Raw genomic sequence first — 23,250 nt, 5'->3', positions numbered from 1 at the left:
ATGTAACTGAAATAATCCTGGTGTGTTCAGTCTAACAAATCTATGAAAGTCGTTGTTGGCAGTTAGGCTGTGGGGTTTTCCGCCATTTGCAGATAAATTTATTTAATACTCTCATTATTTTCCGCGACTACTGCGGCGTGTCGGTGGGTGAGGCTGTGGTGGTTCTTGAGATTTTAAACCATTATCGTCTGTCAAAAATTCTACATGAAAACCTTTTTCGTGATAGTAATACCAACCCAAGACTACAATACTCGCATCTCCCATAGAAGTTTTTTCTACAGCTTGATTAGGAAATTTTTCGGCTAAATTTTTCAATCTTTCTGCTTCCCATAGTACAATTTGTTCACTAAAAGCAGCCCAAGGACTTGTTTCATCAGCAGCATAAATCATGATTTGGGCAAATTTTTCTGATGTTATTCTTTTACTATCTGAATTTGTAGTTTTAGCTTGGGCAATATGATTACCTGTTTCTATAACTGTGGCTAATGGAAGTACCAAGGTTGTTCCTTTTGCAATTTCTGTGAGAATTTTCTCATTAACAAGTTCAAAATCCCATTTATTATTACCAGCAGTTTCTTTACCTGGAACTTTTAACCAAACACACAATAAAGATGTATCTATTAATAAAACTTTTCTCATATTTTTAATTATTCCCCATGAGAAAGGCTGCGTTCAATTGCGCCTTTTGTTGTCATTTGTCCCAAGGAATAGGATGCAAACAATTTGGGGAAGTTGTCAATATCTTCTAAAAGGGTAAGTTTACTTTCTCCTGTTTCTGAATCTCGATGTGCGACAACTACAAAAGGAACTATTTCCGAACCAAAAGCATCTAGTAAAGCTGGGTTATGGGTAGTAAGTAAAATGTCAATATTGCGTTTACTGCCAATTTCTTTTAATATTTTCACCAATAATGCTGCACGGGAAGGATGTAAACTATTATCTATTTCTTCGATGACAATTTGACTACCTTCAGGACGGGTTAATAATGCTGTGAGAATAGCTAGAAAGCGTAATGTTCCATCTGACATACTTCTAGCATCAATTTCTGTTATTTCTCCTGGTTTCCATTCTTCTTGACAGTAAAGCATAGCATCAGTTTTAAATCTTCCTACTTTTTCTGCCCATACTTTTTTAATATCACCTTCTGGTAATTCTTTCAGATACCTTGATATAGTTAATTCTATTTCTGTTTTTTGTTTTTTTGGTAATGCTGCTAATACCCCAGCAATGTTTGAACCATCACTTTCAATATATTCAGATAACTGTGAATAATTTCGCATTCTATCAGGAAGAGGATTGATGACAAAAATATTGTATAGAGAATCAAAAAAATATTCAAGTGATTCCTCAGAATCATTACGCATATGAATATGACTCCAAACCATGTTAATATCTGTAAATTGTGGTAGAGTAAGAAAAGAATTATTACTACCAATATTTTTTCCCAACATATTTTCTATAATGCACTCACCTTTATTTAAATATTTAGTTCTTAAAACGTCTATAATTTTGCTATTTTCTAACCCGTAATCATTTTGTAATTCCTGGTGTTCCATTAATTCTTGTACAACTTTAAGAGATGGTTTTGTTTGTACTGTAATAGTATAAATAAAATCAATATTAAGATTATTACCTCCAGCAATAATCTTTAATGTGAATTCTTTATTTGGTTTAAGTGCAGCCCCTTCTAAACCACCTCTAATTGAAGGAAGAGTGGAATCACCCACCAACGCTGGTCTAATATCCTTTCTTATAAATGTTCTTTGCAAAAATTCCAAAGCTTCAACCACATTAGACTTACCACTTGCATTAGTTCCAATAAGCACAGTTAAAGGATCAAGTGGAAGTTCAGCATAACGGAAACTTTTCCAATTTTCGAGAATGAGTTTTTTCAGCATAATCAAAACTACATATATTTTATTTACTTAATACTTGTAATATAAATCAAATTTTCTTTATTCTACATCAGTCTTGCTGGTTGATATCGTCATTTTTGATGTTAAGGTAGTAAAAAGGCGCAATAAGAGAGAGCTTGACAAGCCTTAATTATACCAAAAAGGGTTAAAACTCGTAAGATATGGTGAGGGGGTAATATCCTTTTTTATCCTTGAGACTATTCTATCTTTTATCCAACTATCAACACCCTCTTTCCCCTCAATGATTATTTTATTGAGGGTGGATAATTGCCGACTTGACTGTATTTTATTTCTAAATATTGGGAAAATTGGTTTAAAACCAATTTTTATTCAGTAATTTGTTACTGACAATGACCACAAACATTAACATACCAAACTGAATTTGCCAAGGTGATAACACTAAACTTACAATAAAAATGACGGCTGTGAACACACCTGCAATATTGGTGATTTCATCATCATTTCTTTGGAAGAGATAGCCAGTCATTACACCTGTAACTAATGTTATTAAGAAAAATAAAGGCATTTTCACTAATCTCCAAACTACGAGCTACTGTTTAATACCAGTAGATTTTAACCTTCTTCAAGAACGTTATTAACATTATACTTAAGTAAGACAAAATGGCAACAAATTTATTCTCAAGTGATGAAATTAGCTATTCTCAAATGATGCCATTATTTGCTAAATTAAGTTAACACTATCTATTCGTGCTGGAATCAACTTAACACTTTCAATTTAAATATCCAATGTTGAACATTTCCCAACTCCTCGCAACTGAACTAAAACTTAAACCCCACCAAGTACAAAATGCGCTAGAACTCTTAGCAGAAGGGGCAACAATTCCCTTTATTGCGCGTTACCGTAAAGAACGCACTGATGAAATGGATGAAGTGCAATTACGGGATTTACAAGATAGGCATAATTACTTAACGGAATTAGAAGAAAGAAAAAAAGTAATTGTGAATGCGATCGCTCAACAAGATAAACTTACCCCAGAACTACAAGCAAAAATAGCATCCTGTCTCCAAAAAACCGAACTGGAAGATTTATATTTACCCTATCGTCCTAAACGTCGGACACGCGCTACCATTGCCAGAGAAAAAGGGCTAGAAGCACTGGCTACATTTATTAAATCCCTAAATGTTAAAAATGGTATTTCCGCATCTTTAGAGGCAGAATCAGCAAAGTATATTTCGGAAACCTTGGGAGTAAAAAGCGCAGATGAAGCTTTAAAAGGTGCGTCTGATATTTTAGCTGAAGAAGTAGCAGAAAAAGCAGAATCACGCGCATATATCCGCGATTATCTGTTAGAAAATGGGGTGTTTATTTCTCGGATTAAAGACGAACATCCTCAAGGGACAACTAAATTTGAAATGTACCGAAATTATCAGATTAGAGTCAAAAATATTGCCCCTCATAATCTGTTGGCCTTATGTCGAGGAGAAGATGAAAAAATTCTCAGTTTTGAAGTTGCTTATGATGAAGATTTTGTGCTGGGTTATTTAGAATCTCAAGAAATAAAAACTCAAGTTCGCAATATTCGAGATTTTTATCAAGTCATGTTAAAAGATAGTTTTAACCGCTTGATGAAAACTTCCTTAATTAGCGAAGTAACAAACGAGAAAAAAACCTTTGCTGACATAGAATCAATCAAAACTTTTGAAACCAATTTACGAGAATTGCTATTATCCGCACCAGCAGGAATGAAACCAACAATGGCTATAGATCCAGGTTTTAGAACCGGGTGTAAAGTCGCTATATTAGATGAAACTGGGCAATTTTTAGAATATCAAGCTGTCTTTCCCCACCAAGCAGCAGAACAACGCCAAAAAGCCGCCCAAACTATTAAGAAACTAATTGAAAAATACCAAGTTCAATTAATTGCTATTGGTAACGGTACAGCGTCACGGGAAACAGAAGAATTTGTGGCCGAAATATTACCAAATATAGCCCATAAACCAGTTAAAGTTATGGTAAATGAATCTGGTGCATCTATATATTCTGCCAGCGACGTAGCTAGAGAAGAATTTCCCGATTTAGATATTACCGTGCGGGGTGCAATTAGTATTGGGAGAAGATTACAAGATCCTTTAGCAGAACTAGTTAAAATAGATCCTAAATCAATTGGTGTCGGACAATATCAACATGACGTTGATCAAAAATTACTGAAAAAGAAATTAGATGAAACCGTCGAAAGTTGCGTTAATTATGTGGGTGTAGACTTAAATACAGCTTCTAAAGAACTTCTCACCTTTGTTTCGGGAATTACCCCCACCATAGCTAATAATATTATTGCCTATCGTAACGAAAATGGTGCATTTAAAAATCGTCGTCAACTTTTGAAAGTAGCGAAATTAGGACCAAAAGCCTTTGAACAAGCAGCAGGGTTTTTAAGAATTCGTGGTGGTGAAAACCCCTTAGATAATACCGCAGTTCATCCAGAAAGTTACTCTTTGGTACAATCTATCGCGGCTGATTTAGGAGTATCCTTAAATCAAGTGACACAAGTTGCAGAAAACCTCAAAAAAGCCAACATCAAAAAATACGTTACCGAAACCATTGGAGAACCAACCCTGCGCGACATTCTCAGCGAATTAGAAAAACCAGGCAGAGATCCTCGTGCGGAATTTAAATATGCTACCTTTAAAGAAGGAATCAAAGAAATTAAAGATCTAACCGTCGGAATGCAACTAGAAGGAATCATTACCAACGTTGCTAACTTCGGTGCTTTCGTTGATATTGGAGTTCATCAAGATGGCTTAGTGCATATTTCCCAACTTGCTGATAAATTTGTAGATGATCCCAAAAAAATCGTCAAAGTTGGACAAGTCGTTAAAGTACAAGTTTTAGAAATCAACGAAAAACTCAAACGCATAAGCTTATCAATGAAAGGAATCAAACAATAATAACGTAAGTTGCTAATTAGGTAAATTGTCAGAAGTGGCTAACTCCAAACTACGCGAACAGTATATCCAGGATTAAAGGATGAACAGGATGAAAACCAGAGATTTTATCACCAATCACCAAATTTTCACCTGTCCTTGTGGAACAACTAGAGGAAGTTAGTAATTCTTCCCGCACAGTCCCCCAAACTGAGGCGGCACTTCTGAGCAGAAAATTTGCTGAACTTATGGAAGGCTTGGAAGAAAACCACAAACAACTTAAATCTACAACTGAATTACTAGACGACATTAGTAATCGGTGGGGTTAAAGTACATGACCCTGAAAGATGATATTGAACAATTTCGGAGGCATTTGAATCGTTGTTTAGAAACAACGGAATATTTTTATCGCCTCTGTAATGAAATTCAAGATTGCCCAGAAGATGAGTTATCTTATTTCTTTCGACAACTTCAAAATTTATGTGAAGAACTAGAAGGACAATTAAGCCATACAGGTGATTGTTTGATGGACATTAATCGTCAATGGGGAAATGCTACTATACAGCATTATCACTCACGTACTGGGAATATTACTAACATATCTAGCAATACTTCCAGTGTAAACTCAAATTCTGTACCCGTATCTTCTGGAGCGAAGTTTAATTTTCCTGCTGTCAATTCTATTTATGAAACACAGTTAGATCCAGACTTTGGAACACTGCTGAAAACATTAATGTCAGCACAAGACAAGTTTCAAATATTTAAGACACGCAGTATTGCTCAAGGCATCAAGATTGCTAAAGGCAAAATTGGCGAAAGTCTTTGTCATGCTTTTTTACCTGAAATTATAGATAGTTGTTGGTTTTTAGAAGGACAAACAGGTTTACCAGTAGAAACTACTACGGAAGAACTGGCCTATCAGACAGCAAAAGAATTTTTAGCAAAAAATCCATCTACTAAATATGCTATTGCTAGTCGTCTCTTTAGTGGTGGAGATCCTTATTCAGTAGACTCCGTTCTTATGGTTATCAGCCGTAAGGATATAGAAAATTGGGAGCAGTTAAAACGTAGTAGTGCAACCTATTTGGTGTTTGAATGCAAAACAGATAGTTCTCAACTTTCTAAATCTCAAAGTTTATCTTCTTATGTTGAAAAGCAAGCCAAATATATGGAAAAAATAAACTAGGTTTAGAAGATCGTCATCAATTAGGTAAGGATTTGTTGCAAGCAAGTAGTGAAGGAAGAGTTATTTATACAGCTTGGCATTTAGATACGCCATCAGGTAAAATTAAAGCTAGAAGAATTTTGTAAGATGGTGTAGCAAATAGAAGGCTAGATTTCAGTTTTAACAATAGTGCCTATTCTCAATTAAATTTACAGAGAATATAAATAATTATAGCGGTTATCGTTCGGATGCAATACAAGTTTTTTGGTTATACAATAATTTCTTAGAGAAGGCGGGGATCTTACTGAAAATTTGTTATTTAATCTAACCTCAGATAGATAAGAATTATACCCAAGAAAAGATGTCAAACATGAATCTATCTTTGAAAATAGTAATCAGCACAGATATTGCTGTTACTGAGGTAAAAAATGCTGTCATATTTTTTCATCGCACTCGCTACAGCTTTGAGTTTGCTGATTGTTGATTTAGTTGTTCCTGGTGTAGATATTGCTAATTTCCCCGCAGCTTTAATTGCTGCGGTTGTGATTGGTTTAATTAATAGTGGAGTTAAACCAACTATTAATATCTTGTCTTTACCTTTGACATATCTGACATTGGGGGGTTTTTCCCTCATTGTTAACGGAATTTGCTTTTGGTTAGCATCAGTTTTAGTTCCAGGTTTTCAAGTTCAAGGATTAATCGCTTTTATTCTCGGTCCTGTAGTTCTTTCTTTAGCTAATACCTTTCTCAGTAAATACTTCGCAGAAAAAGGTTTTGAATTACAAGATAATCAATAGGTAAACCCAATTTAAAAACTAGGAAATATCCATGAACTTATTACGGATACTTATCGGGTTATTTTTACCCCCCTTGGGAGTTTTTCTCACAGTTGGATTTGGTCCAACTTTGTTAATTAACATTTTGCTGACTTTGCTTGGTTGGCTTCCTGGTAGCATTCATGCAGTTTGGGTAATTGTCAAGCATGAAGAAAATATGAATAGAGAGGAAGGTACTTATTAAGTATGTAACAATAACAAGATCCCCGACTTCTTAGAGAAGTCGGGGATCTAAAGTATAGTTAGTCTTTAAGCACGAATATCTTTATCTTTGAATAAATCAGCCGTTGCTAAAAGTAACTCGCGTAAAGTTTGTTTTAATTGACGTTCTTTCTTTGCTATAACTGCACCTGCGTCTGTCAATTTTTTTTCTAGAACTGAGTAACTTTCTTTTACTTGTGCTGTGATAGATTCGGCTTTGGGATGGGATTTATCACACCATTGTTTTGCTTCATTTAAATAATCCTGTACCTCTTGATCACTTCCACTATAACGTGCAGATAAATTTGCTCTGACAATTGCTGATTGTGCTTGTAATTGTGCATAGCGTTTCTTTAATAATCCGATTTCTTCACTATCTTTGATCGAATCAATGGCTGAATCAATGGCAATTTTTGTATCTGCTGATTTATCTTGACTCGTTTCGACTATCTTGGTTAAAATTCCTTCAATTTCTGCTTGTAGTTCTTCTTCTTCCCGATCTAATTGAGCTTGTAGCTGCTTAATTTCGGTTTGGGTTTTGACAATATCTGAGTGTTTTTTCAGACTTATAGCTTCCATAGCGCCTTCAATTGAAGCTACAACTCCTTCTTTAAATTCACTACCTTTTTCTTGCAAATTATCAACGACGGTAGAAACAGCATCATTAACTAAATTACGCAATTCATGAGAACCTTCTTGAAATTCAGAACCTACTTGAGAAACAGCAGATTTCACAATTTCCCGAATCCGTTCAGATTTTAATTGTCCTGTTTCTTGAGCTTGGCGTAAATCTAATTGAATTTGTTCTTTAACGTTTTTATTCATGGTCATATTAAATGCAAATCTCATACAACACTTACATTCAGTATGGCGAGATATTTTTGCTATTAACACCCTCTAAAGAGATAAAATCATATCTATCTTCAGGTAGTTTAAAGTACATTAATCACAATATCCCTGAATTTTTGATTTTTTTAGTTAAATGTTGCCAATTTATGAAATAATCAATGTTGATCAATAACTAGATTCTAATTATGTGGCAGGTAAATATCACTTGTGATGGTGAAGCTTGGAAAGTGTACGGTGTTGAATTTAAGAAAATGGTAGGAAATTACCAAGCTGAATTGATTGGTTCTAAAAAAATGCCAGATGGAAAACGCATCATGTCTTATAAAATTGAAGATGTTAGCGAAGCAGAAGCTTTCCAAGAAGAATGTACAAAGTTTGTCGGCTTCATTTCTGATTTTGAAGCTTTATGAAGAAAGTAATAATATTGATATTATGCACATTTTGCTTGTGGACTATCAATTTTACCTTACCTGCTAATGCTTTAGATACAGGAAATGGTGCGGAAATTTTTAGTTTCCACTGTGCTGGTTGTCATATTCATGGAGAAAATATCATTAGACGCGGTAAAAACCTCAAAAAGAATGCACTTAAAAAATATGGAATGGATTCTTTAGCAGCGATTACAACCATTGTTACTAATGGTAAAAATAATATGTCAGCTTATAAAGAAAGATTGACAACAGAAGAAATTCAAAAAGTTGCGGCTTATGTTTTGGAACAAGCAGAAAAAGACTGGAAATAACAATATAAAAAATATGATGTTACCTCAAGAAAGCTATTTACAATTTACTCCCGACTTGAAAATTTGCCGGATTTTAAATGGAATGTGGCAAGTTTCGGGAGGACATGGACGCATTAACCCCACAACTGCTATTGAGTCCATGTTTGAATATGTAGATGCTGGTTTTACAACCTGGGATTTAGCAGATCATTATGGACCAGCAGAAGATTTTATTGGTGAGTTTCGTCGTCAACTCATAGCAACTCGTGGAGAAGAAGCTGCAAATAATATTCAAGCTTTTACAAAATGGGTTCCTCGTGCGGGGAAGATGACAAAAAAACTGGTCGAGGACAATATTAATATTTCTTTGAGAAGAATGGATGTTAAATCATTAGATTTAATGCAGTTCCATTGGTGGGAATATGGAGATTCTAATTATTTAGATGCTCTCAAATATATGGCAGAATTGCAAGATGAGGGTAAGATCAAACATTTAGCTTTAACTAATTTTGATACGGAACATTTGCAAATTATCACCGAAGCAGGAATCAAGATTGTTTCTAATCAAGTCCAGTTTTCCTTAGTTGACAGAAGACCACAAGTAAATATGGTTAAATTCTGTCAAGATCATAATATCAAAATATTTGCCTATGGTAGTGTTTGCGGTGGTTTATTATCAGAAAAATATTTGAGTAACCCAGAACCAAAAAGCTCAGAAATCAACACCACTAGCTTGAGAAAATACAAACAAATGATTGCTAATTGGGGTGGTTGGAGATTATTTCAAGAGTTACTATATACTCTGAAACAAATCGCTGATAAACATCAAGTTAGTATTGCTAATGTGGCTGTAAATTACATTTTAAATCAGCCAGCAGTCGGGGGTGTAATTGTCGGTGCTAGATTAGGAATTGTGGAACATTTGTCAGATAATGCTAAGGTGTTTGGTTTTAATTTAGATGCTGAGGATATAGGGAAAATAGATGCAGTTTCTCAACAGTCACGGGATTTGTATCAGTTAATTGGTGATTGTGGGGATGAATATAGGAGGTAGTTTTAGGGTGGGTTAATTACAGCTTAACCCACCATTTTTACAATGATTTTTATTGAAGTTTCGCGCAAAGACGCAAAGAAGCAAAGACGCAAAGGAAGAAATAGTTAAGGAAATGTAGGTTGGGTTGAGCGACAGCGAAACCCAACATTACCAAGGATTTCGTTGGGTTTCGTTTCGAGGCCTAACCGAGCAGTATTGGATCGGTATTGTACTATATCATTGGGGTCAATTTTAGCGATCGCCTAACCTAAATTTTTCTGAATTTTCATGAATTTTATCTGATAATAAAACTAGCCTCTTTAAGCAAAATCTATGGAAACCCTCACCTTAAACATACCTCCCGCAGTAAATTTAACAGATGAGCAGTTTTATCAACTTTGCATTGCCAACGAACCTTGGCAATTAGAACTTACCCAAACCGGAGAATTAATTATTATGCCCCCCACAGGTGGAGAAAGCGGAATTAGAAACTCAGATATAACTACAGATTTAAGTATTTGGAATCGTCAAACTAAATTAGGCAAAGTATTTGACTCTTCTACAGAGTTTAAATTACCTAGTGGTGCTTATCGCTGTCCTGATGCAGCTTGGGTAAAGCTAGCACGTTGGGAGGCATTAAGTAAAGAAGAAAAAAGACGGTTTCCCCCCCTTTGTCCTGATTTTGTGATTGAATTGCGCTCGGAAACTGATAGTTTAGAAAAATTACGCACTAAAATGCGAGAATACCAAAATAATGGGGCGCTTTTAGGTTGGTTAATTGATCCACAAACACCCTCGGTAGAAATTTATCGTTACGGAAAAGATGTAGAAGTTTTAAACTTTGATTTTGACAACCCACCAAAACTTTCTGGTGAAGATATTTTACCTGGCTTTATACTCGATTTACAGATAATTTTAAATCCATAGACTTATTCTTATCTCTGTGTTCTCTGTGTCTGAAGTGGTTCGTTATAAAAAATATGATTTCTCAAAACACCATTCCCACCGGCTACCTCCGCAAAGTCCATCATATCGCTTTTAACGTCCAAAATATGGCAGCCTCTCGCCATTTTTATGGTCATATTTTAGGCTTACACGAACTCACAGGGGATGAAGTACCTGCCACATTAATAGAACTTGTCAATGCTGGTAAAGTAGCTAATTTCATCACTCCCGACGGCACAATTATAGACTTATTTGGAGAACCAGAATTATTACCACCAAATCCAGATCCCAGTAAGTTCTTTACCAGAGCATATCATTTAGCCTTTGATATTGATCCAGAATTATTTGACCAAGCATTAGCAGTAATTACAGAAAATAATTTAGTTATTGCTTATGGACCTGTTACCCGTCCTACTGGTAGAGGAGTGTACTTTTATGACCCCGATGGGTTTATGATAGAAATTCGTTGTGATCCTGATTAAATCCAAAAATGGAAAAAATTTTAAAAGTCATTGCAGACGTAATTGCTAATCCACCAATTCCCCACGAACCCCAGAAACAATCCTTAAAAAATTGGGCAATGTATTGCTTACGGGATAGGGGTTTTATAGTTGTTTTTGCCCAAAATGCTGATTTTGCTGTGCAGTTTAAAAACGGTGACAAATTCTATTTTAAAGTTACCAATCAAGCCGATGATTTAGCCAATAATATCAACTGGATAGTTTGGGATAATGTGAATAAAACCACCAATTTGATTCCTCAAGCCTAGAGTTTTCGTTAATAACCGCAGGAATGAATTAATCTGCGGTTTTTCACATAGGATATCACTACAAATACAAAGATTAAATTATCAAAGGTTTTAATTGACGTTCGCACCATTTACCCTCAATTAACTCTGTAACTAAAGGTGTGATCATAAACTTAGCCGGAAAACCCTCCAACACATCCACCCGCACACAAGAATAAGGTTTTTTACTCTCAAAACCGCTACCACTCCGTCCCACATACAACAGCGAATCTGCAACCTTGCGAATGGAAAGATCATTATTGCTGGTAAAGGTTTCCATTAATTCTCCCCCTTCTTGGCGTTGACGACGAGGACCGCGACCACTACCACCAGAAATAATATAATTAATATGAGAATCTGCGTGTCCTGTATTAACTGTCCGTAAATGTTCTAAACAATGGGCGTGTCCGCTAAATACTATATCTACTACCGGGCGTTCCTGAGTGAGATTACTTAAACTTTTCGCCACCTCATCGAAAACCTCCCGTAAACGATGACGGACAGCTAAAGTCTGTCCTTGATTCCATTTACTTCCTTCTGTAACATAAGGTGGATGGTGTAAAAATATTACCCGCCCCCTGACTGCGGAATTATGCCAAGATGCAATTAATCTATCTCTTAACCACGCCAATTGTTCAAAATCAACATTAGTATTGGTGTGAGATGCCAATTGCTTTTCAATATCAATTTTCACTTCATTGATTTGGTCTAATTTAGCACCAAGTTCCGCCAATAATTCCGCTTGATCAGGTTTTTCGGGATTTAGCTTGTCAAACTCCGTCAACATCCGTAGTTCTTCTTGATCAATTTCCTGACGACGGGTTTCTAATTCCCGACGGAAATTATCCCCAGCTTGGTTATGAGGTAAAGGATCTGGAGTATTGAAAGTATTAGAATCTAAGGCAAAAAAGTCAATCCCACCGTAACAAAAATTATAATAGCGATTAGGTAAACGCGTAAAACTTCCCGGTTGATAACGCAAACACCGACCCATACCAGTTTTAGCGGTGTAATGCTGTTTTAAATGCTGTTCTAACTCCGCTGGAGAAACTTCCGCCAAATAATCTAAAAATGCTCTAGCATAAGCATCACCTTGATTTGATCCATGCCAACCAATTTCAATATCTTTATAACGAAACATTCGCCGCAAAGGCAAAGTTGGACCAGTCAGCAACCGATACAATAAAGGCACATCATAGTAATCATGATTCCCCAATACTGGTAAAATTGGCAACTTAAATACCATTTGATCATAAGTGATATCTTGGGGTTGATTACCGCCCACCAAAAATTCCCGATAAGGTTCAATAAAATTGGCTGGGTAATATTCACGAGAACCCACCATATAAATCACATCACCAGTGTGCAGCACAAACCGGCAATCATCACCATGATTTAACATCATTTTGGCAACTTCTCGTTGGGGATGGTGTCCAGAATGGGATTTAGTCCCAGTATCACCCATCACCATAAACGAAAACTCTGGACTGTCTGAGTTGCCATCATCTATCACTATACAGGTTTGGTCAATGCCCTGCTGTAGAATACTCGAATGCTGCCACCGCACCCGTTGTTTCATCTTTTGAATTTTGACCGCAATTGGTGGTTCAGAAATCAATCTCATAGGAAATATTAATGAGTATTTTGTCAGAAATGGCTATAGCTTGCGTGACGACGTAGGAGTCATACGCCACGCTACGCTATCAAGATGTCCAGGATTTAAGGTTAAATTAGTTAGGACTTATATTACGGTACAAGAATAACGAACCACAGAGGCACAGAGGTCACGGAGAAATGAGGGTTTGAAAGATATTTTGCGTGAGTCCTGTTAGTCCGCGTAGGCGGACTTTGTTTGTGTAGCTGCGATTTTTAATCGCCTAATATTGGTAAACTAGCGAAAACCTGTTCCACCAATATCTGAGTTTTATTTTCTAAATATTGCCAATCCACATCGCCATATTCATCAATTAAGCTAGTATCAATATCAACCGCTGTATTCTCTGGACTATAATTCAGAAAACATACTTGATAACACAAATCCCATAAATCTATATTGACTTGTTCCCCGTGACGTTGTAAAAGCAAGTGATATCCCGGGTGGGGCATAGGCAAACTAGCCAGAGTTTTTCTAATTTCTTCTACTTGTATTGGTGTTGCGGTTTCCATTTCTTGCACCAACTGAGTTACCAAGGCTTTAGTTTCATCAGTAGTGTTAGCAGGCCAAGTCAACACATCCTGGTAAGTCCCTTTCCAGTCAGATATATCCAACTGCTTGCGAAGATTATCAATCACGCGAATAAAAGCAGGTTGCATCAAGATCTCAGCTTGTTGCCATGAGGTAGAATTAGTTATCTTAGGTGGCATAGCTAGTAAATAAGGATACTGATAGTAAAATTAACAATTTGGTTCGATGAAAAAACTATACTTTTAATTTAAATCTTTTCTCAAGATACCTGATTTCAGAAAGAGAAATTTGGAGATATTTACTACTAGCAGGAAAATTTAAGCTGTAAAGCTGGGGAGGGAAATTATGATAGGCAAATTACTAGATCATCGCTACCAAGTCATTCGCGTCTTGGCGACAGGGGGATTTGGTCAAACCTATATTGCCCAAGATACCAGACGGCCAGGCAACCCCATCTGCGTGGTTAAACACCTGAAACCGGCTAATTCTGACCCTAACATCTTTGTTACTGCTAAACGCCTGTTTAATAGCGAAGCAGAAACTTTAGAGAAACTGAGCAACAATGACCAAATACCCAGGCTTTTAGCTTATTTTGACGAAAATCAAGAATTCTTTTTAGTCCAAGAATTTATTGACGGCCACACTCTAAGTGAAGAACTCATTCCCGGACAGCCTTGGAGTGAAGTCCAAGTTATGCAAATGCTGTTGGAAATTTTGAGTATTTTAGAGTTTGTTCACCAAGAAGGTGTGATTCACCGCGATATTAAGCCAGATAATATTATTCGCCGTGAGGCTGATTATAAATTAGTTTTAGTAGATTTTGGCGCAGTTAAACAACTACGCTCCCCTTTGGTTGTGGTGGGTGGACAACAAACGGCTACGGTAGCTATTGGCACGCCTGGCTATATGCCTACAGAACAGGGACAAGGTAAGCCTAGACCTAATAGCGATATTTACGCTTTGGGGATTATTGTCATTCAAGCATTAACGGGAGTCCCAGTTAGTCAATTACAAGAAGATCCAGATACAGGGGAAATTAACTGGCAGCATTTAATTCCTGTTAATCCTGAGTTAGTCGCAATTTTAACGAAGATGGTGCGTTATCATTTCAAAGAACGCTATCAAACAGCAACGGAAGCCTTACAAGCTTGTCGAGACTTGGTGAATATCACCCCAGAATTATCCCAACCGTCCCTATCTCCTCAAATTATTTATCAATCTCCACCACCCCTAGCTTCCAGATTTATACAGAAAACAATGGCGGTTTCTCCCGCTAATCGTGTTCCTTCTCAACCTGCCCCTCAACAACAATATATTCCTCAAGAATCTAATAAACCTGATCCTTTACCTTTATTAATTGGCATATTATTAGTAGGTGGTGTAGCGGCTTTATTTACAAATATATATCCCAATTTACAGAATTTAACTGGTAATTGGACAGGAGAAAAGACCAAATTAATAAATAATTGTCTGGCTGTAGTTGCGGCTAATTCTAATATTCGTTCTGAACCTAGTGCGATTAATTCTGATAATATTTTGAAGACCTTGGGTGCAGCTAGTAAATTTGAGGTGACGGGTAAGCGCACAAATCGCGGCTGGGTAGAAATTAAACTTTCATCTGGTCGCTTGGCTTGGGCGCATTCTGATATTATTTCTAATAATGAAACATGGATTTCTTGCCGACGTGATAAAGGTTTAGCTATTCAAATTGTAGATGATAGTTCTTTAATTGCATCCCTTCCTGTTCCTCAAGTTTCACAAAAACCTGCTGTGGAAACTTCTGCACCCAAACCAACTCCGGCTGCTACTGAAGATAAATCTAAAACGGTGGCAAAAGCTAGAGAAAAATTTGAATCAGGAGATTTACAAGGAGCAATTTCTTTGCTAAAATCAACTTCAGGAAATGCTATTTCTGGAATTAAAGAAACGGTGGATACTGTTAATCAATGGCAGAATGATTGGGCAAAAGCTGAGGCTTTAGCGAAGGATATTAATAAGGCTATTGATAATGGTAAATGGGATGAAGTTTTAGCTTATCGAGATCATCCTGAAAAGCTCCCGAATATTAAATATTGGCGTGATAAGTTAGAACCAATGTTTAAACAAGCTGCTGAAAATGCCGCTAAACAAGTATTACCCCAGGAAAATAAACCAACTCCCATAGCAACACCAAAAAGTGGGGTTTAAATATGCCGTTTTCCATAGTGGTCTTTATTATTATGTAGGTTGGGTTGAGGAACGAAACCCAACATTTTATTTTCATTTTTGTATTGGGGTTTGTTGGGTTATGGCTTCGCCACGCTCCGCGAACACTTTCTTCTACCCAACCTACAAATACAAGCTACAATTTTATGGCATGATGTCATCTAATTTAAGTTTCAAATCTGGACATAGAGGAGAAATTATCCTATCTTCTAAACGATATTTTTCTTGTTGATAGACTCCATTAATTAATTGACAAATTGTTAATGTCGGTTGTTTAGGGTTGCCAATAAATTGAATTCCATCTAATGCCCGAAAGTCTATTATCCAATATTCTGGTATTTCCAAAAAGGCATATTCTTCTATTTTTCTGGCATAATCATCTTGCCAATTTGTACTCACAACTTCAGCAACTAATTTAATGGTATTACCATTGCAAATTATTGGTTCTTTTTGCCACAGTGGTTCTTGATTAAGTTTTGCTTTATCTAAGACAATTACATCTGGACGGAGTGCTGTAGCTGACCCAGCGAAGGGTTTAATTAAGCAATTTTTGGGAATCAACCAGTTTAATTTATTATGAATAATCTCTGTGTAAATTCTCCCGGCAATATTTCCAGCAACTTCTTCGTGGGGTCCTGTTGATTCGGTGTCTCTGAGTTCTCCGTCAATTAGTTCATAGCGGGTATTATCCCCATATTCAATTAAAAATTGCTCAAAGGTGAGTGGTTTTACTGGGGTATAGGTCATAATTTTAGATTGTTTCTCATGTTAGGTTTATTTTAACTAACTTTAGCAAAAGCGTAAGAGTGCAAAGGGCTACTAAGTCCTCCCAACAACGCAGACAACACGAAAACCAATAATGAGGTTGTGGAGGTCGCGGATGATGCTGTATATACGAGCCGCGGAACGGCAGTATTGAGGATTGTCGAACCAAGACCCGCCCCGCAGCAGCTTTCTATTACCACTTTGACTTGTCCAAGGACTACCATCTTTAGGCGCATTTGCATAATTATCATAATAATCATCTTGACACCATTCCCACACATTGCCGTGCATATCGTATAATCCAAAAGCATTAGGCAGAAAAATACCTACATCTGTTGTTTGTTCACGGAATATACCCTTTGGCTCAGAAGCATAGGTGTAAGTTCCATTATAATTAGCTAACTTAGTTGTTAGAGTTTCCCCAAAATGAAAGGGTGTAATCGTCCCCGCACGACAAGCATATTCCCATTCTGCTTCGGTGGGTAGACGATATTCCCGTCCTGTCTTTTGACTCAACTTTTGACAAAACTCTACAGCATTATTCCAAGACACTTGTTCTACAGGACGTTTTGCTCCTGGGAAACTAGAGGGATTTTTATCCATGATTTGTTGGTACTGTTCTTGAGTCACAACAAATTTACCAATAGAAAAAGCGGGTACATTTACCTCATGTTGTGGACTTTCACGTTTATCCCAGCCTTTTTCTGACTCTGGTGAACCCATCATAAAAGAACCACCAGGGATTTGTACCATTTCCAGGGTGATATTATTCCCCAAATCTTCTTTAAAATATTTAGCTTGGTGATTCTCTTGATTAACTATTTTCCCTGTTTTGTCAACTGTTTTAGTTTCAAACTCAAATGTTAATAATTCAAGTAATTTAGGTTGTACCTTAAACATCTGACTGAATACAACAGTAGTAACTAAACCTGTCCCTCCTAAACCAGCATAGGTTAAAAATTGTCTGCGATTTATAGAAAATAGGGTTGGTTGTGGTGTCCTTGGAAAATTTACAGATTGTTCTTCTATTTGCAATATTTCCTGTTCACTAAGTCGCAAGGAATTTTGTAGTTTTTTTAATTTATTTTTACTTGCTTGACTAAGGGGATATTCTCTCTCAATAGTTGTTAAAAATTCCCGTTGATACTGGTCTAAATTTTCCTGATGTTGTTGATGAGTTCTTTCAGCTTCTTGTTCTCTTCTAATCCTCTCTTCTTCCTGGCGTTTTCGATATTCTGCTTCTTTTTGAATAAAAATTAGTTGTCTTATTTTCAATACTTCTTCTTCACTAAGTTGCAAGGATTTTTGTAAATTAGCTAAATTATCAATACTTTTTTGATTCAGAGGAAACTGTTGTTCGACTTCTTTTAAAACAGCCTGTCGGTATTCCTCTTGTTTGCGATTATTTTCAATAATTGTAATTCGTTTAAGAGCCGATATTGCATCTAAATCACGAGGAGACACACCTAAAACTCTAATCCATATTTGTTCTGCTAACTCAAAATTTCCAGAATTTTCAGATAAGAATGCCTGTAATTTTAATGATTTAACATCTTTAAGAGTAGCAGATTGCTCTAACAAAATATAATACATTTTATATGGCGGTTCTGCCTTGAGATAAGGATTTTGTTTTGGCTTTTGATATTTAATATTTAATTGAGGAACGAAAGAATTTAAATATCTATCTAGTCGTTCCACAGTGGCACAATTAGCTTCACCATATAATCTTAAACCTGTTAATAGTGTGTGTGTAAATGAACCATGTTGTAATTCGGCAATTTCCCAAGATTTTTCGTTAGCAGCACAGGAATAAAAAGTAATTACTCCTTGATGCTTTTCTTCACCTATTCCTAAACCGCTACGACTATTTTCTTCTCGACAGGCATCCAATAACAAAACCACATTATCAGCACGACTACGACGCAATCTTTCAGTGATGTATTCAACAGAAATAGCTGTATGTTCAATAGCACCAGGATCACTATCTGCAAGCATTAAATAGTCTTTGTCTGCATGACGCATACCATGTCCAGCAAAAAAGAACCATAAATTATCCTCTGGTTGTAATAGAGGTTGTTCAAACTGTCTTCGTAAAAACCCCCGCAACCCTCCGAAGGTTGGTTCAGTGGGAATAGGTGGACTGGTATTAATGGGTGGAGAGTCCTCTGTAAACAAAAACACCCGATCAAATTTGGCTTCTTCCCGAAACCAAGCGTCCATTGCTTCTGCGTCCCGTTTAGCAAAGTTTAGGGGTTGCAGGTTATTATATTTATTAATACCAATACTAATTGCCCAATTTTTACCCATTTTAATCTATGGTTGTCGCTTGAATTTAAAAGTTAGACTGCCTTTACCACCTACTTTTCCCCCTGTTCCGAATAAACTCAGTTGTCCTTCTCCATTGACTTCTACAGAAACTTCCACTTCGTCTAGGCGGATTTTAGAGTCATCGGTATCAGCTTCATCTAAACATTCTCGCATAGCTTGTATAAATCCCCTCATTTCCTGCTTGAGTTTTGTTACCTCAACTTTACGCCTAGTAATTACTACTTTGTCTTTTTCTTTAGTGACTATTATTTGTTCCTCAGTAGTTTTACTTCCCAATAATCCACCTGTATCATGACTACCTCTAGCGCCAATAGTCGTCGTTGAGGTTTCTGCCACTTCTTCAGTAATAATCCATAAGCTGTCTGGGGTAGGAAATTCTGCTGGCATAAAATTTAGGGATTATAAGTGCATATTACTATCTATATGGAACATACTACTATTTTTAAAGTAATACGTCAATATAAACCCGGTACTGTTACAGTTACCGGTAAACCAAACAGAAGCCGAGAATATTTACCACACATCCAGATCCCCGACTTCTGTTTTCAATCTTATTCATAAACGATTAATTTATGCTAGAAGTCGGGGATCTTAAAACCCACGAAAAGATCCCCGATTTTTAACATCAATAAATAATTTACTCAAAGTATTTATTATCCCACCGCAAAACCTGTAAATTGCCGTTTATAAGGAGCATGAAATCCTAAAACAATATCTTCTTTAGGTACACCAGCAGCCATTAATTCATTCGCAATACCAATTTCTGTACCATCTCTTTGTATCCAGATTTTATCATCTTTAATATCAACATGAATAATCACACCATAAGTTCTAATTTGTTGTTTCCAACCAATATTTAATACTTGATAATGATGACGTTGCGTATCAAAAAGCAGTTGAATTTCTGTACCATTTGCAATATCATTAATAGAATGATTGCTTAAAATATCTTGAATAATTTGCGAGTAATTTATTCTTTCCATAAAACAATCTCCTGGGTTAAAAGTTAAAATTTTTTTGGTTATTTAGTCATCTTCAGATGACTTGTGCTATAAGACTGGGAATGAATTCCCAGTCGGGATATGGATTTTACATTAAAATAGTTAGGATATCTTGTATATTTTATCAGCGAGCTAGATAATTGATTATACAATAAATCAAACTATTGATTACAAATAGATGTTAATATGAAAGTGCGAGCAGTGATTCAGCGACTAGAAGCTGATGGTTGGTATTTATCCAGAACTAGAGGAAGTCATCGTCAGTTTAAACATCCTCATAAACTTGGTACAGTTACAGTTTCCGGTAAACCTAATATTGACGTACCCATTGGTACACTCAAAAGTATTTGGAGACAAGCTCAATTGGAGGACGAATAATGCGTTATACAGTAGTAATTGAAAAAGGAAATACCAGTTATGGTGCTTATGTTCCCGACTTACCCGGTTGTATAGCCGTGGCTGAAACATTAGCAGAAGTTCAACAAATGATTGTAGAATCCATAGAATTTCATATAGAAGGTTTAATAGAGTTAGGTTTACCAATTCCTCAACCTACAAGTATCGCTCAGGAAGTTGAAGTTTTAATTTAAGTAGTAATATAGATATGAATAAATACGGAAATTGGCAACCTGTCCCTAAGAATGGTGGTAAAAAATGGAAACAATGAAATTGCTGGCACATATCGGTACAGATGGTATATTGCAAATTCAAACACCTACGGATTTTAAAGATAAATCTGTAGAAGTATTGGTAGTTGTCCAACCATTAGATAATACAGAAAGTACAACAATAAAACATAATGCTTGGGGAAAAATTACTACTAAAAAATCAATTCAAGATGCAATTAGTAGAATCCAACAACTAAGAAAAGAAGTAGGTTTAGATAAAAATCTAATCCGTGAAATGATTGAAGAAGGACGAAGATTTTAATGCAGTCAAGATCAAGACATTTTAATAGCTAAAGAATATTGGAGAGATTATGACAGAAGTGAAAACAGCAACAGCTAAAAGCAGAAGTTACCATGATTATCTTATTTCCTCTCTTAAAGACATAGAAGAAGCTACAGCTTATCTAGAAACTTTTTTAGAGGTTGTTTGAAAAGTATCAGATGAAACCCATAATCTCCAAAAACCTAACCCCCCTGCCCCCCTTCCCTACCAGGGAATGGGGTTTTCAAAGCCTCTCCCCGCGTCGGGGAGAGGTTTGGAGATGGGTCAATTTATACATTCAAAACTTTTCAAACATCCTCTAATACTTAACCCCACTAATTGCATTCTGATTTTTACTTTTCTGCCGTCTCAATGTCTCAACTATTCAGCACAACAACTTATTGCATTTCGTCGTATTCTGCCGTTTCTACCCTTCTAGATTCCATCCGCGAGGAAGGTAAAAACTCAGCCCGACGGACAGGATTTAAAGATGGTGCTTGTCCATTGTAGGGATGAATCACCTGAACTGTCCGAGTACCCCGCTGTTTTGGTGCAAACAAAGAAAGAACACCAGCCACCACAACACCCCCACCAATAGTCAACGTCGCACCACCCACAGCCCAAAGCATGGGTGAAGACCACCAATTATTTTGTTCAGGTTGTTGTAATGATGTCGCCATTTTTTGTTGATTAGCTTGTTGTGCTAATTGCCACTCCCGTTGGGTAAAGCTTTGAGCTTGTACCTGGAATTGTTGGTTTTGTAACTTGAGTTGTTCATTGTCAGCTTTCAACTTCTCTAGCTGCATATTCATTTTCAGCTTTTCCATTTCTAGACGCTGATCAGAATTAGGAGCAGTTGGGGGTTGAGTAGTTGTGGGTTGATTAAAATAGGCAGGTTGCCCGTAATTGGGAGGATACTGCATTACCTGGGGAGCCATAACTGTCCCTGGCATTTGGGGGCTAACACCAAAATTCGATGGGATTGGGGTATTTGTTCCTTTCAGCAAGACTAAAGCCGCTAACCCAGCCACCGCGACTCCGCCAATAAATGCCATACTTTCGCTCATTGCTGTTACCCCTCAAATACTACAGAACAGTAACTCAGTTGTGACTGACACACTCTCACACGCATAATTTTTTGCCTACTTTGATAGTATATTTAAGTTAAGGGTCAAGATAAACCAGTGTATCAGTTAGTTTTTTTGTCTATCCTAAGATATGCTGTTATTATTTAAGACGATCATAGTCAAATTGTCCACTAAAAAATAACAAAAACATACACTGTTTGGCAATTTCTCCCTTGGGTTTAAGAGGGATTTTTGATAGCTATCTTGAGACTTTGGCAAAATTGAGCGATCGCATCTAATCCCTGCTCTGGTGTACCTTCTGCCAGTCGTTTCACAATGGCACTACCTACAATTGCTGCATCTGCGCCCCATGCTTTCACTTGTCGCGCTTGTTCAGGATCAGAAATCCCAAACCCGACACCGATGGGTTTATCTGTAACATGGCGAATTTGTTGGAGTAAATCACCAACTCGTGTTTGCATTTGGGTTCGTATTCCCGTGACACCAGTAACACTGACCAAATAGATAAATCCCTGGGAAGCGCGAGCGATCGCTTCTATTCTTTCAGGAGAACTCGTAGGAGCTACCAATAAGGTTAAATCTATTCCCATCTCCGCCGCTGGTTTAATGAGTCCTGCTGACTCTTCCAAAGGCAAATCAGGCACAACTAAACCTGCTACCCCAGCATCTTTAATTTGCCCCAAGAACTTATCAACACCTCGATATAAAATCGGATTGTAATAGGTAAATAAAATAATTGGCGATCGCAAACTCGGACTAATCCCCTTGAGCATCTCTAACACCTGCTCTAAAGTAGTCCCCCGTGCCAAAGCGCGAGTAGCCGCAGCCTGAATCACCGGACCATCAGCCAAAGGATCAGAATAGGGGACACCCAACTCAATGATATCAGCCCCAGAATTATCAAGAACCTGCAAAGCCTTAGCAGTAGTTTCTAAATCTGGATCACCAGCCGTAATAAAGGGAATCAACGCGCACTCTTGATTCCGTCTTAAATTTTCAAAGCAACGAGAAATAGCAGTCATTTCACCTAGTCAGTAGTTAGTGGTCAGTGGTCATTTGTCAACAAACCACTGAACAATAATAACCCTAAACCTGAGATTCTTTTTCCTCTTCAATCTTCGCTTGCAGTTTGGCTAATTCTTCCGGAGAAAGTTCATCCAGACGCTTTTGCAAAAAAGCCGTTTCATAAGCTTCCCGTTGTTGATGGTAGGTCATTTTATTCCCCATCGCGCGGAAAAGATAGGTACATAACCAGCCAATTAAGCCAGCAATCAAGAAAACTTGACTCCAGATACCAGCATTCTGACTATCTAAACCTACTACTTGCAAACCCACATAAGCCAAGCCACCGGCGACAAAAACGCCGAAGCCAATACCAATCGCGTCAATACGTCGCATGAGAATTATGACCT

General features: G+C 36.9%; 28 protein-coding genes. 15 read left to right on the top strand and 13 right to left on the bottom strand.

Annotation, left to right across the window (positions count from 1 at the left end):
- Positions 1–114: 114 nt before the first annotated feature.
- The 3 genes from PN450_RS14135 to PN450_RS14125 all read right to left on the bottom strand — a co-directional run bounded on the left by PN450_RS14135 (position 115) and on the right by PN450_RS14125 (position 2,442).
- On the bottom strand, positions 115–639 hold the full coding sequence (locus PN450_RS14135) for a hypothetical protein (RefSeq protein ID WP_271836706.1): 525 nt from the start codon (positions 637–639) through the stop codon (positions 115–117).
- Between the two features lie 8 nt (positions 640–647).
- Positions 648–1,898, bottom strand: a complete 1,251-nt coding sequence (locus tag PN450_RS14130) for an AAA family ATPase (protein ID WP_271836705.1) — start codon at positions 1,896–1,898, stop codon at positions 648–650.
- Positions 1,899–2,229: 331 nt separating this feature from the next.
- Positions 2,230–2,442 carry a hypothetical protein gene (locus tag PN450_RS14125; protein ID WP_039202163.1) on the bottom strand — a complete coding sequence of 71 codons (213 nt, stop codon included), beginning with the start codon at positions 2,440–2,442 and terminating at the stop codon, positions 2,230–2,232.
- A gap of 221 nt (positions 2,443–2,663) precedes the next feature.
- Here PN450_RS14125 and PN450_RS14120 point away from each other — a divergent pair, with 221 nt between their 5' ends.
- From PN450_RS14120 to PN450_RS14100, 5 genes are all read left to right on the top strand, one after another.
- Positions 2,664–4,823: a Tex family protein gene (locus PN450_RS14120; RefSeq protein WP_271836704.1), complete on the top strand. Its 2,160-nt coding sequence runs from the start codon at positions 2,664–2,666 to the stop codon at positions 4,821–4,823.
- 137 nt (positions 4,824–4,960) lie between these two features.
- Positions 4,961–5,128 carry a hypothetical protein gene (locus PN450_RS14115; protein WP_168204413.1) on the top strand — a complete coding sequence of 56 codons (168 nt, stop codon included), beginning with the start codon at positions 4,961–4,963 and terminating at the stop codon, positions 5,126–5,128.
- Between the two features lie 5 nt (positions 5,129–5,133).
- On the top strand, positions 5,134–5,985 hold the full coding sequence (locus PN450_RS14110) for a hypothetical protein (RefSeq protein ID WP_148761803.1): 852 nt from the start codon (positions 5,134–5,136) through the stop codon (positions 5,983–5,985).
- Positions 5,986–6,392: 407 nt separating this feature from the next.
- Positions 6,393–6,761 (top strand): phage holin family protein, encoded by a 369-nt coding sequence (locus tag PN450_RS14105; protein ID WP_148761801.1) that lies wholly within the window; start codon positions 6,393–6,395, stop codon positions 6,759–6,761.
- Positions 6,762–6,792: 31 nt separating this feature from the next.
- Entirely contained in the window at positions 6,793–6,984 is a 192-nt protein-coding gene (locus PN450_RS14100) for a YqaE/Pmp3 family membrane protein (RefSeq protein WP_015078806.1), read from the top strand.
- 65 nt (positions 6,985–7,049) lie between these two features.
- Here the strand turns inward: PN450_RS14100 and PN450_RS14095 are convergent, their stop codons facing one another.
- Complete coding sequence (locus PN450_RS14095; RefSeq protein ID WP_148761799.1) at positions 7,050–7,826, bottom strand: histidine kinase; 777 nt, start codon at positions 7,824–7,826, stop codon at positions 7,050–7,052.
- Positions 7,827–8,035: 209 nt separating this feature from the next.
- Between PN450_RS14095 and PN450_RS14090 the strand changes: the two genes are divergently transcribed.
- From PN450_RS14090 to PN450_RS14065, 6 genes are all read left to right on the top strand, one after another.
- Positions 8,036–8,260, top strand: a complete 225-nt coding sequence (locus PN450_RS14090) for a hypothetical protein (protein ID WP_271836703.1) — start codon at positions 8,036–8,038, stop codon at positions 8,258–8,260.
- The gene (gene petJ, locus PN450_RS14085) at positions 8,257–8,592 is read left to right on the top strand and encodes a cytochrome c6 PetJ (RefSeq protein WP_213798636.1); all 336 of its coding nucleotides are present in this window, start codon (positions 8,257–8,259) and stop codon (positions 8,590–8,592) included. The genes PN450_RS14090 and petJ overlap by 4 nt, the downstream gene beginning before the upstream one ends.
- Positions 8,593–8,605: 13 nt before the next feature.
- Positions 8,606–9,625, top strand: a complete 1,020-nt coding sequence (locus PN450_RS14080; protein ID WP_271836702.1) for an aldo/keto reductase — start codon at positions 8,606–8,608, stop codon at positions 9,623–9,625.
- A 312-nt stretch (positions 9,626–9,937) separates the two neighbouring features.
- Entirely contained in the window at positions 9,938–10,531 is a 594-nt protein-coding gene (locus PN450_RS14075) for a Uma2 family endonuclease (RefSeq protein ID WP_271836701.1), read from the top strand.
- 53 nt (positions 10,532–10,584) lie between these two features.
- Entirely contained in the window at positions 10,585–11,031 is a 447-nt protein-coding gene (locus tag PN450_RS14070) for a VOC family protein (RefSeq protein WP_148761789.1), read from the top strand.
- Positions 11,032–11,039: 8 nt separating this feature from the next.
- Positions 11,040–11,318, top strand: coding sequence for a hypothetical protein (locus PN450_RS14065; RefSeq protein ID WP_148761787.1), 279 nt, complete (start codon positions 11,040–11,042; stop codon positions 11,316–11,318).
- 73 nt (positions 11,319–11,391) lie between these two features.
- Here PN450_RS14065 and PN450_RS14060 read toward each other — a convergent pair whose 3' ends face one another.
- Positions 11,392–12,960 (bottom strand): metallophosphoesterase family protein, encoded by a 1,569-nt coding sequence (locus tag PN450_RS14060; RefSeq protein WP_271836700.1) that lies wholly within the window; start codon positions 12,958–12,960, stop codon positions 11,392–11,394.
- Between the two features lie 245 nt (positions 12,961–13,205).
- Complete coding sequence (locus tag PN450_RS14055) at positions 13,206–13,700, bottom strand: hypothetical protein (RefSeq protein WP_168695762.1); 495 nt, start codon at positions 13,698–13,700, stop codon at positions 13,206–13,208.
- 166 nt (positions 13,701–13,866) lie between these two features.
- Here PN450_RS14055 and PN450_RS14050 point away from each other — a divergent pair, with 166 nt between their 5' ends.
- On the top strand, positions 13,867–15,708 hold the full coding sequence (locus PN450_RS14050) for a protein kinase domain-containing protein (RefSeq protein ID WP_271836699.1): 1,842 nt from the start codon (positions 13,867–13,869) through the stop codon (positions 15,706–15,708).
- A gap of 162 nt (positions 15,709–15,870) precedes the next feature.
- Here the strand turns inward: PN450_RS14050 and PN450_RS14045 are convergent, their stop codons facing one another.
- The 4 genes from PN450_RS14045 to PN450_RS14030 form a co-directional block, all read right to left on the bottom strand.
- Positions 15,871–16,473 (bottom strand): Uma2 family endonuclease, encoded by a 603-nt coding sequence (locus tag PN450_RS14045; RefSeq protein WP_271836698.1) that lies wholly within the window; start codon positions 16,471–16,473, stop codon positions 15,871–15,873.
- A 72-nt stretch (positions 16,474–16,545) separates the two neighbouring features.
- On the bottom strand, positions 16,546–18,798 hold the full coding sequence (locus PN450_RS14040) for an SUMF1/EgtB/PvdO family nonheme iron enzyme (RefSeq protein ID WP_271836697.1): 2,253 nt from the start codon (positions 18,796–18,798) through the stop codon (positions 16,546–16,548).
- Positions 18,799–18,804: 6 nt separating this feature from the next.
- Entirely contained in the window at positions 18,805–19,206 is a 402-nt protein-coding gene (locus tag PN450_RS14035) for a Pepco domain-containing protein (RefSeq protein ID WP_271836696.1), read from the bottom strand.
- 266 nt (positions 19,207–19,472) lie between these two features.
- On the bottom strand, positions 19,473–19,802 hold the full coding sequence (locus PN450_RS14030) for a XisI protein (RefSeq protein ID WP_271836695.1): 330 nt from the start codon (positions 19,800–19,802) through the stop codon (positions 19,473–19,475).
- A 204-nt stretch (positions 19,803–20,006) separates the two neighbouring features.
- Between PN450_RS14030 and PN450_RS14025 the strand changes: the two genes are divergently transcribed.
- From PN450_RS14025 to PN450_RS14015, 3 genes are all read left to right on the top strand, one after another.
- The gene (locus tag PN450_RS14025; RefSeq protein ID WP_271836694.1) at positions 20,007–20,198 is read left to right on the top strand and encodes a type II toxin-antitoxin system HicA family toxin; all 192 of its coding nucleotides are present in this window, start codon (positions 20,007–20,009) and stop codon (positions 20,196–20,198) included.
- Positions 20,198–20,410: a type II toxin-antitoxin system HicB family antitoxin gene (locus PN450_RS14020; protein ID WP_015078826.1), complete on the top strand. Its 213-nt coding sequence runs from the start codon at positions 20,198–20,200 to the stop codon at positions 20,408–20,410. Before PN450_RS14025 ends, PN450_RS14020 begins: the two co-directional genes overlap by 1 nt.
- A 64-nt stretch (positions 20,411–20,474) precedes the next feature.
- Positions 20,475–20,750, top strand: coding sequence for a hypothetical protein (locus PN450_RS14015; RefSeq protein ID WP_271836693.1), 276 nt, complete (start codon positions 20,475–20,477; stop codon positions 20,748–20,750).
- Positions 20,751–21,148: 398 nt separating this feature from the next.
- Here PN450_RS14015 and PN450_RS14010 read toward each other — a convergent pair whose 3' ends face one another.
- The 3 genes from PN450_RS14010 to PN450_RS14000 all read right to left on the bottom strand — a co-directional run bounded on the left by PN450_RS14010 (position 21,149) and on the right by PN450_RS14000 (position 23,236).
- Positions 21,149–21,817 carry a hypothetical protein gene (locus tag PN450_RS14010; protein ID WP_015078833.1) on the bottom strand — a complete coding sequence of 223 codons (669 nt, stop codon included), beginning with the start codon at positions 21,815–21,817 and terminating at the stop codon, positions 21,149–21,151.
- Positions 21,818–22,056: 239 nt separating this feature from the next.
- Entirely contained in the window at positions 22,057–22,860 is an 804-nt protein-coding gene (gene trpA, locus PN450_RS14005; RefSeq protein WP_213711722.1) for a tryptophan synthase subunit alpha, read from the bottom strand.
- A gap of 64 nt (positions 22,861–22,924) precedes the next feature.
- Positions 22,925–23,236 (bottom strand): DUF3007 family protein, encoded by a 312-nt coding sequence (locus PN450_RS14000; RefSeq protein WP_015078835.1) that lies wholly within the window; start codon positions 23,234–23,236, stop codon positions 22,925–22,927.
- Positions 23,237–23,250: the final 14 nt, after the last annotated feature.

Origin of the sequence: Dolichospermum lemmermannii CS-548, assembly GCF_028330815.1 — a bacterium.
In the GTDB taxonomy this organism is placed as follows: Bacteria; Cyanobacteriota; Cyanobacteriia; order Cyanobacteriales; family Nostocaceae; genus Dolichospermum; species Dolichospermum lemmermannii.
The sequence above is the reverse complement of the archived record's forward strand: the minus strand, read 5'-3'. Positions and strand labels throughout refer to the sequence as shown.

Bases quoted from the DNA above. Each gene is read 5' to 3' on its own strand.
- PN450_RS14110 (WP_148761803.1), top strand. From the start codon at position 5,134: ATGACCCTGAAAGATGATATTGAACAATTTCGGAGGCATTTGAATCGT.
- PN450_RS14125 (WP_039202163.1), bottom strand. From the start codon at position 2,442: ATGCCTTTATTTTTCTTAATAACATTAGTTACAGGTGTAATGACTGGC.
- PN450_RS14105 (WP_148761801.1), top strand. From the start codon at position 6,393: ATGCTGTCATATTTTTTCATCGCACTCGCTACAGCTTTGAGTTTGCTG.
- PN450_RS14025 (WP_271836694.1), top strand. From the start codon at position 20,007: ATGAAAGTGCGAGCAGTGATTCAGCGACTAGAAGCTGATGGTTGGTAT.
- PN450_RS14080 (WP_271836702.1), top strand. From the start codon at position 8,606: ATGATGTTACCTCAAGAAAGCTATTTACAATTTACTCCCGACTTGAAA.
- PN450_RS14135 (WP_271836706.1), bottom strand. From the start codon at position 639: ATGAGAAAAGTTTTATTAATAGATACATCTTTATTGTGTGTTTGGTTA.
- PN450_RS14090 (WP_271836703.1), top strand. From the start codon at position 8,036: ATGTGGCAGGTAAATATCACTTGTGATGGTGAAGCTTGGAAAGTGTAC.
- PN450_RS14100 (WP_015078806.1), top strand. From the start codon at position 6,793: ATGAACTTATTACGGATACTTATCGGGTTATTTTTACCCCCCTTGGGA.
- PN450_RS14075 (WP_271836701.1), top strand. From the start codon at position 9,938: ATGGAAACCCTCACCTTAAACATACCTCCCGCAGTAAATTTAACAGAT.
- PN450_RS14030 (WP_271836695.1), bottom strand. From the start codon at position 19,802: ATGGAAAGAATAAATTACTCGCAAATTATTCAAGATATTTTAAGCAAT.
- PN450_RS14000 (WP_015078835.1), bottom strand. From the start codon at position 23,236: ATGCGACGTATTGACGCGATTGGTATTGGCTTCGGCGTTTTTGTCGCC.
- PN450_RS14050 (WP_271836699.1), top strand. From the start codon at position 13,867: ATGATAGGCAAATTACTAGATCATCGCTACCAAGTCATTCGCGTCTTG.
- PN450_RS14120 (WP_271836704.1), top strand. From the start codon at position 2,664: ATGTTGAACATTTCCCAACTCCTCGCAACTGAACTAAAACTTAAACCC.
- PN450_RS14040 (WP_271836697.1), bottom strand. From the start codon at position 18,798: ATGGGTAAAAATTGGGCAATTAGTATTGGTATTAATAAATATAATAAC.
- PN450_RS14055 (WP_168695762.1), bottom strand. From the start codon at position 13,700: ATGCCACCTAAGATAACTAATTCTACCTCATGGCAACAAGCTGAGATC.
- PN450_RS14130 (WP_271836705.1), bottom strand. From the start codon at position 1,898: ATGCTGAAAAAACTCATTCTCGAAAATTGGAAAAGTTTCCGTTATGCT.
- PN450_RS14065 (WP_148761787.1), top strand. From the start codon at position 11,040: ATGGAAAAAATTTTAAAAGTCATTGCAGACGTAATTGCTAATCCACCA.
- PN450_RS14070 (WP_148761789.1), top strand. From the start codon at position 10,585: ATGATTTCTCAAAACACCATTCCCACCGGCTACCTCCGCAAAGTCCAT.
- trpA (WP_213711722.1), bottom strand. From the start codon at position 22,860: ATGACTGCTATTTCTCGTTGCTTTGAAAATTTAAGACGGAATCAAGAG.
- PN450_RS14060 (WP_271836700.1), bottom strand. From the start codon at position 12,960: ATGAGATTGATTTCTGAACCACCAATTGCGGTCAAAATTCAAAAGATG.
- petJ (WP_213798636.1), top strand. From the start codon at position 8,257: ATGAAGAAAGTAATAATATTGATATTATGCACATTTTGCTTGTGGACT.
- PN450_RS14015 (WP_271836693.1), top strand. From the start codon at position 20,475: ATGGAAACAATGAAATTGCTGGCACATATCGGTACAGATGGTATATTG.
- PN450_RS14045 (WP_271836698.1), bottom strand. From the start codon at position 16,473: ATGACCTATACCCCAGTAAAACCACTCACCTTTGAGCAATTTTTAATT.
- PN450_RS14020 (WP_015078826.1), top strand. From the start codon at position 20,198: ATGCGTTATACAGTAGTAATTGAAAAAGGAAATACCAGTTATGGTGCT.
- PN450_RS14010 (WP_015078833.1), bottom strand. From the start codon at position 21,817: ATGAGCGAAAGTATGGCATTTATTGGCGGAGTCGCGGTGGCTGGGTTA.
- PN450_RS14095 (WP_148761799.1), bottom strand. From the start codon at position 7,826: ATGAATAAAAACGTTAAAGAACAAATTCAATTAGATTTACGCCAAGCT.
- PN450_RS14035 (WP_271836696.1), bottom strand. From the start codon at position 19,206: ATGCCAGCAGAATTTCCTACCCCAGACAGCTTATGGATTATTACTGAA.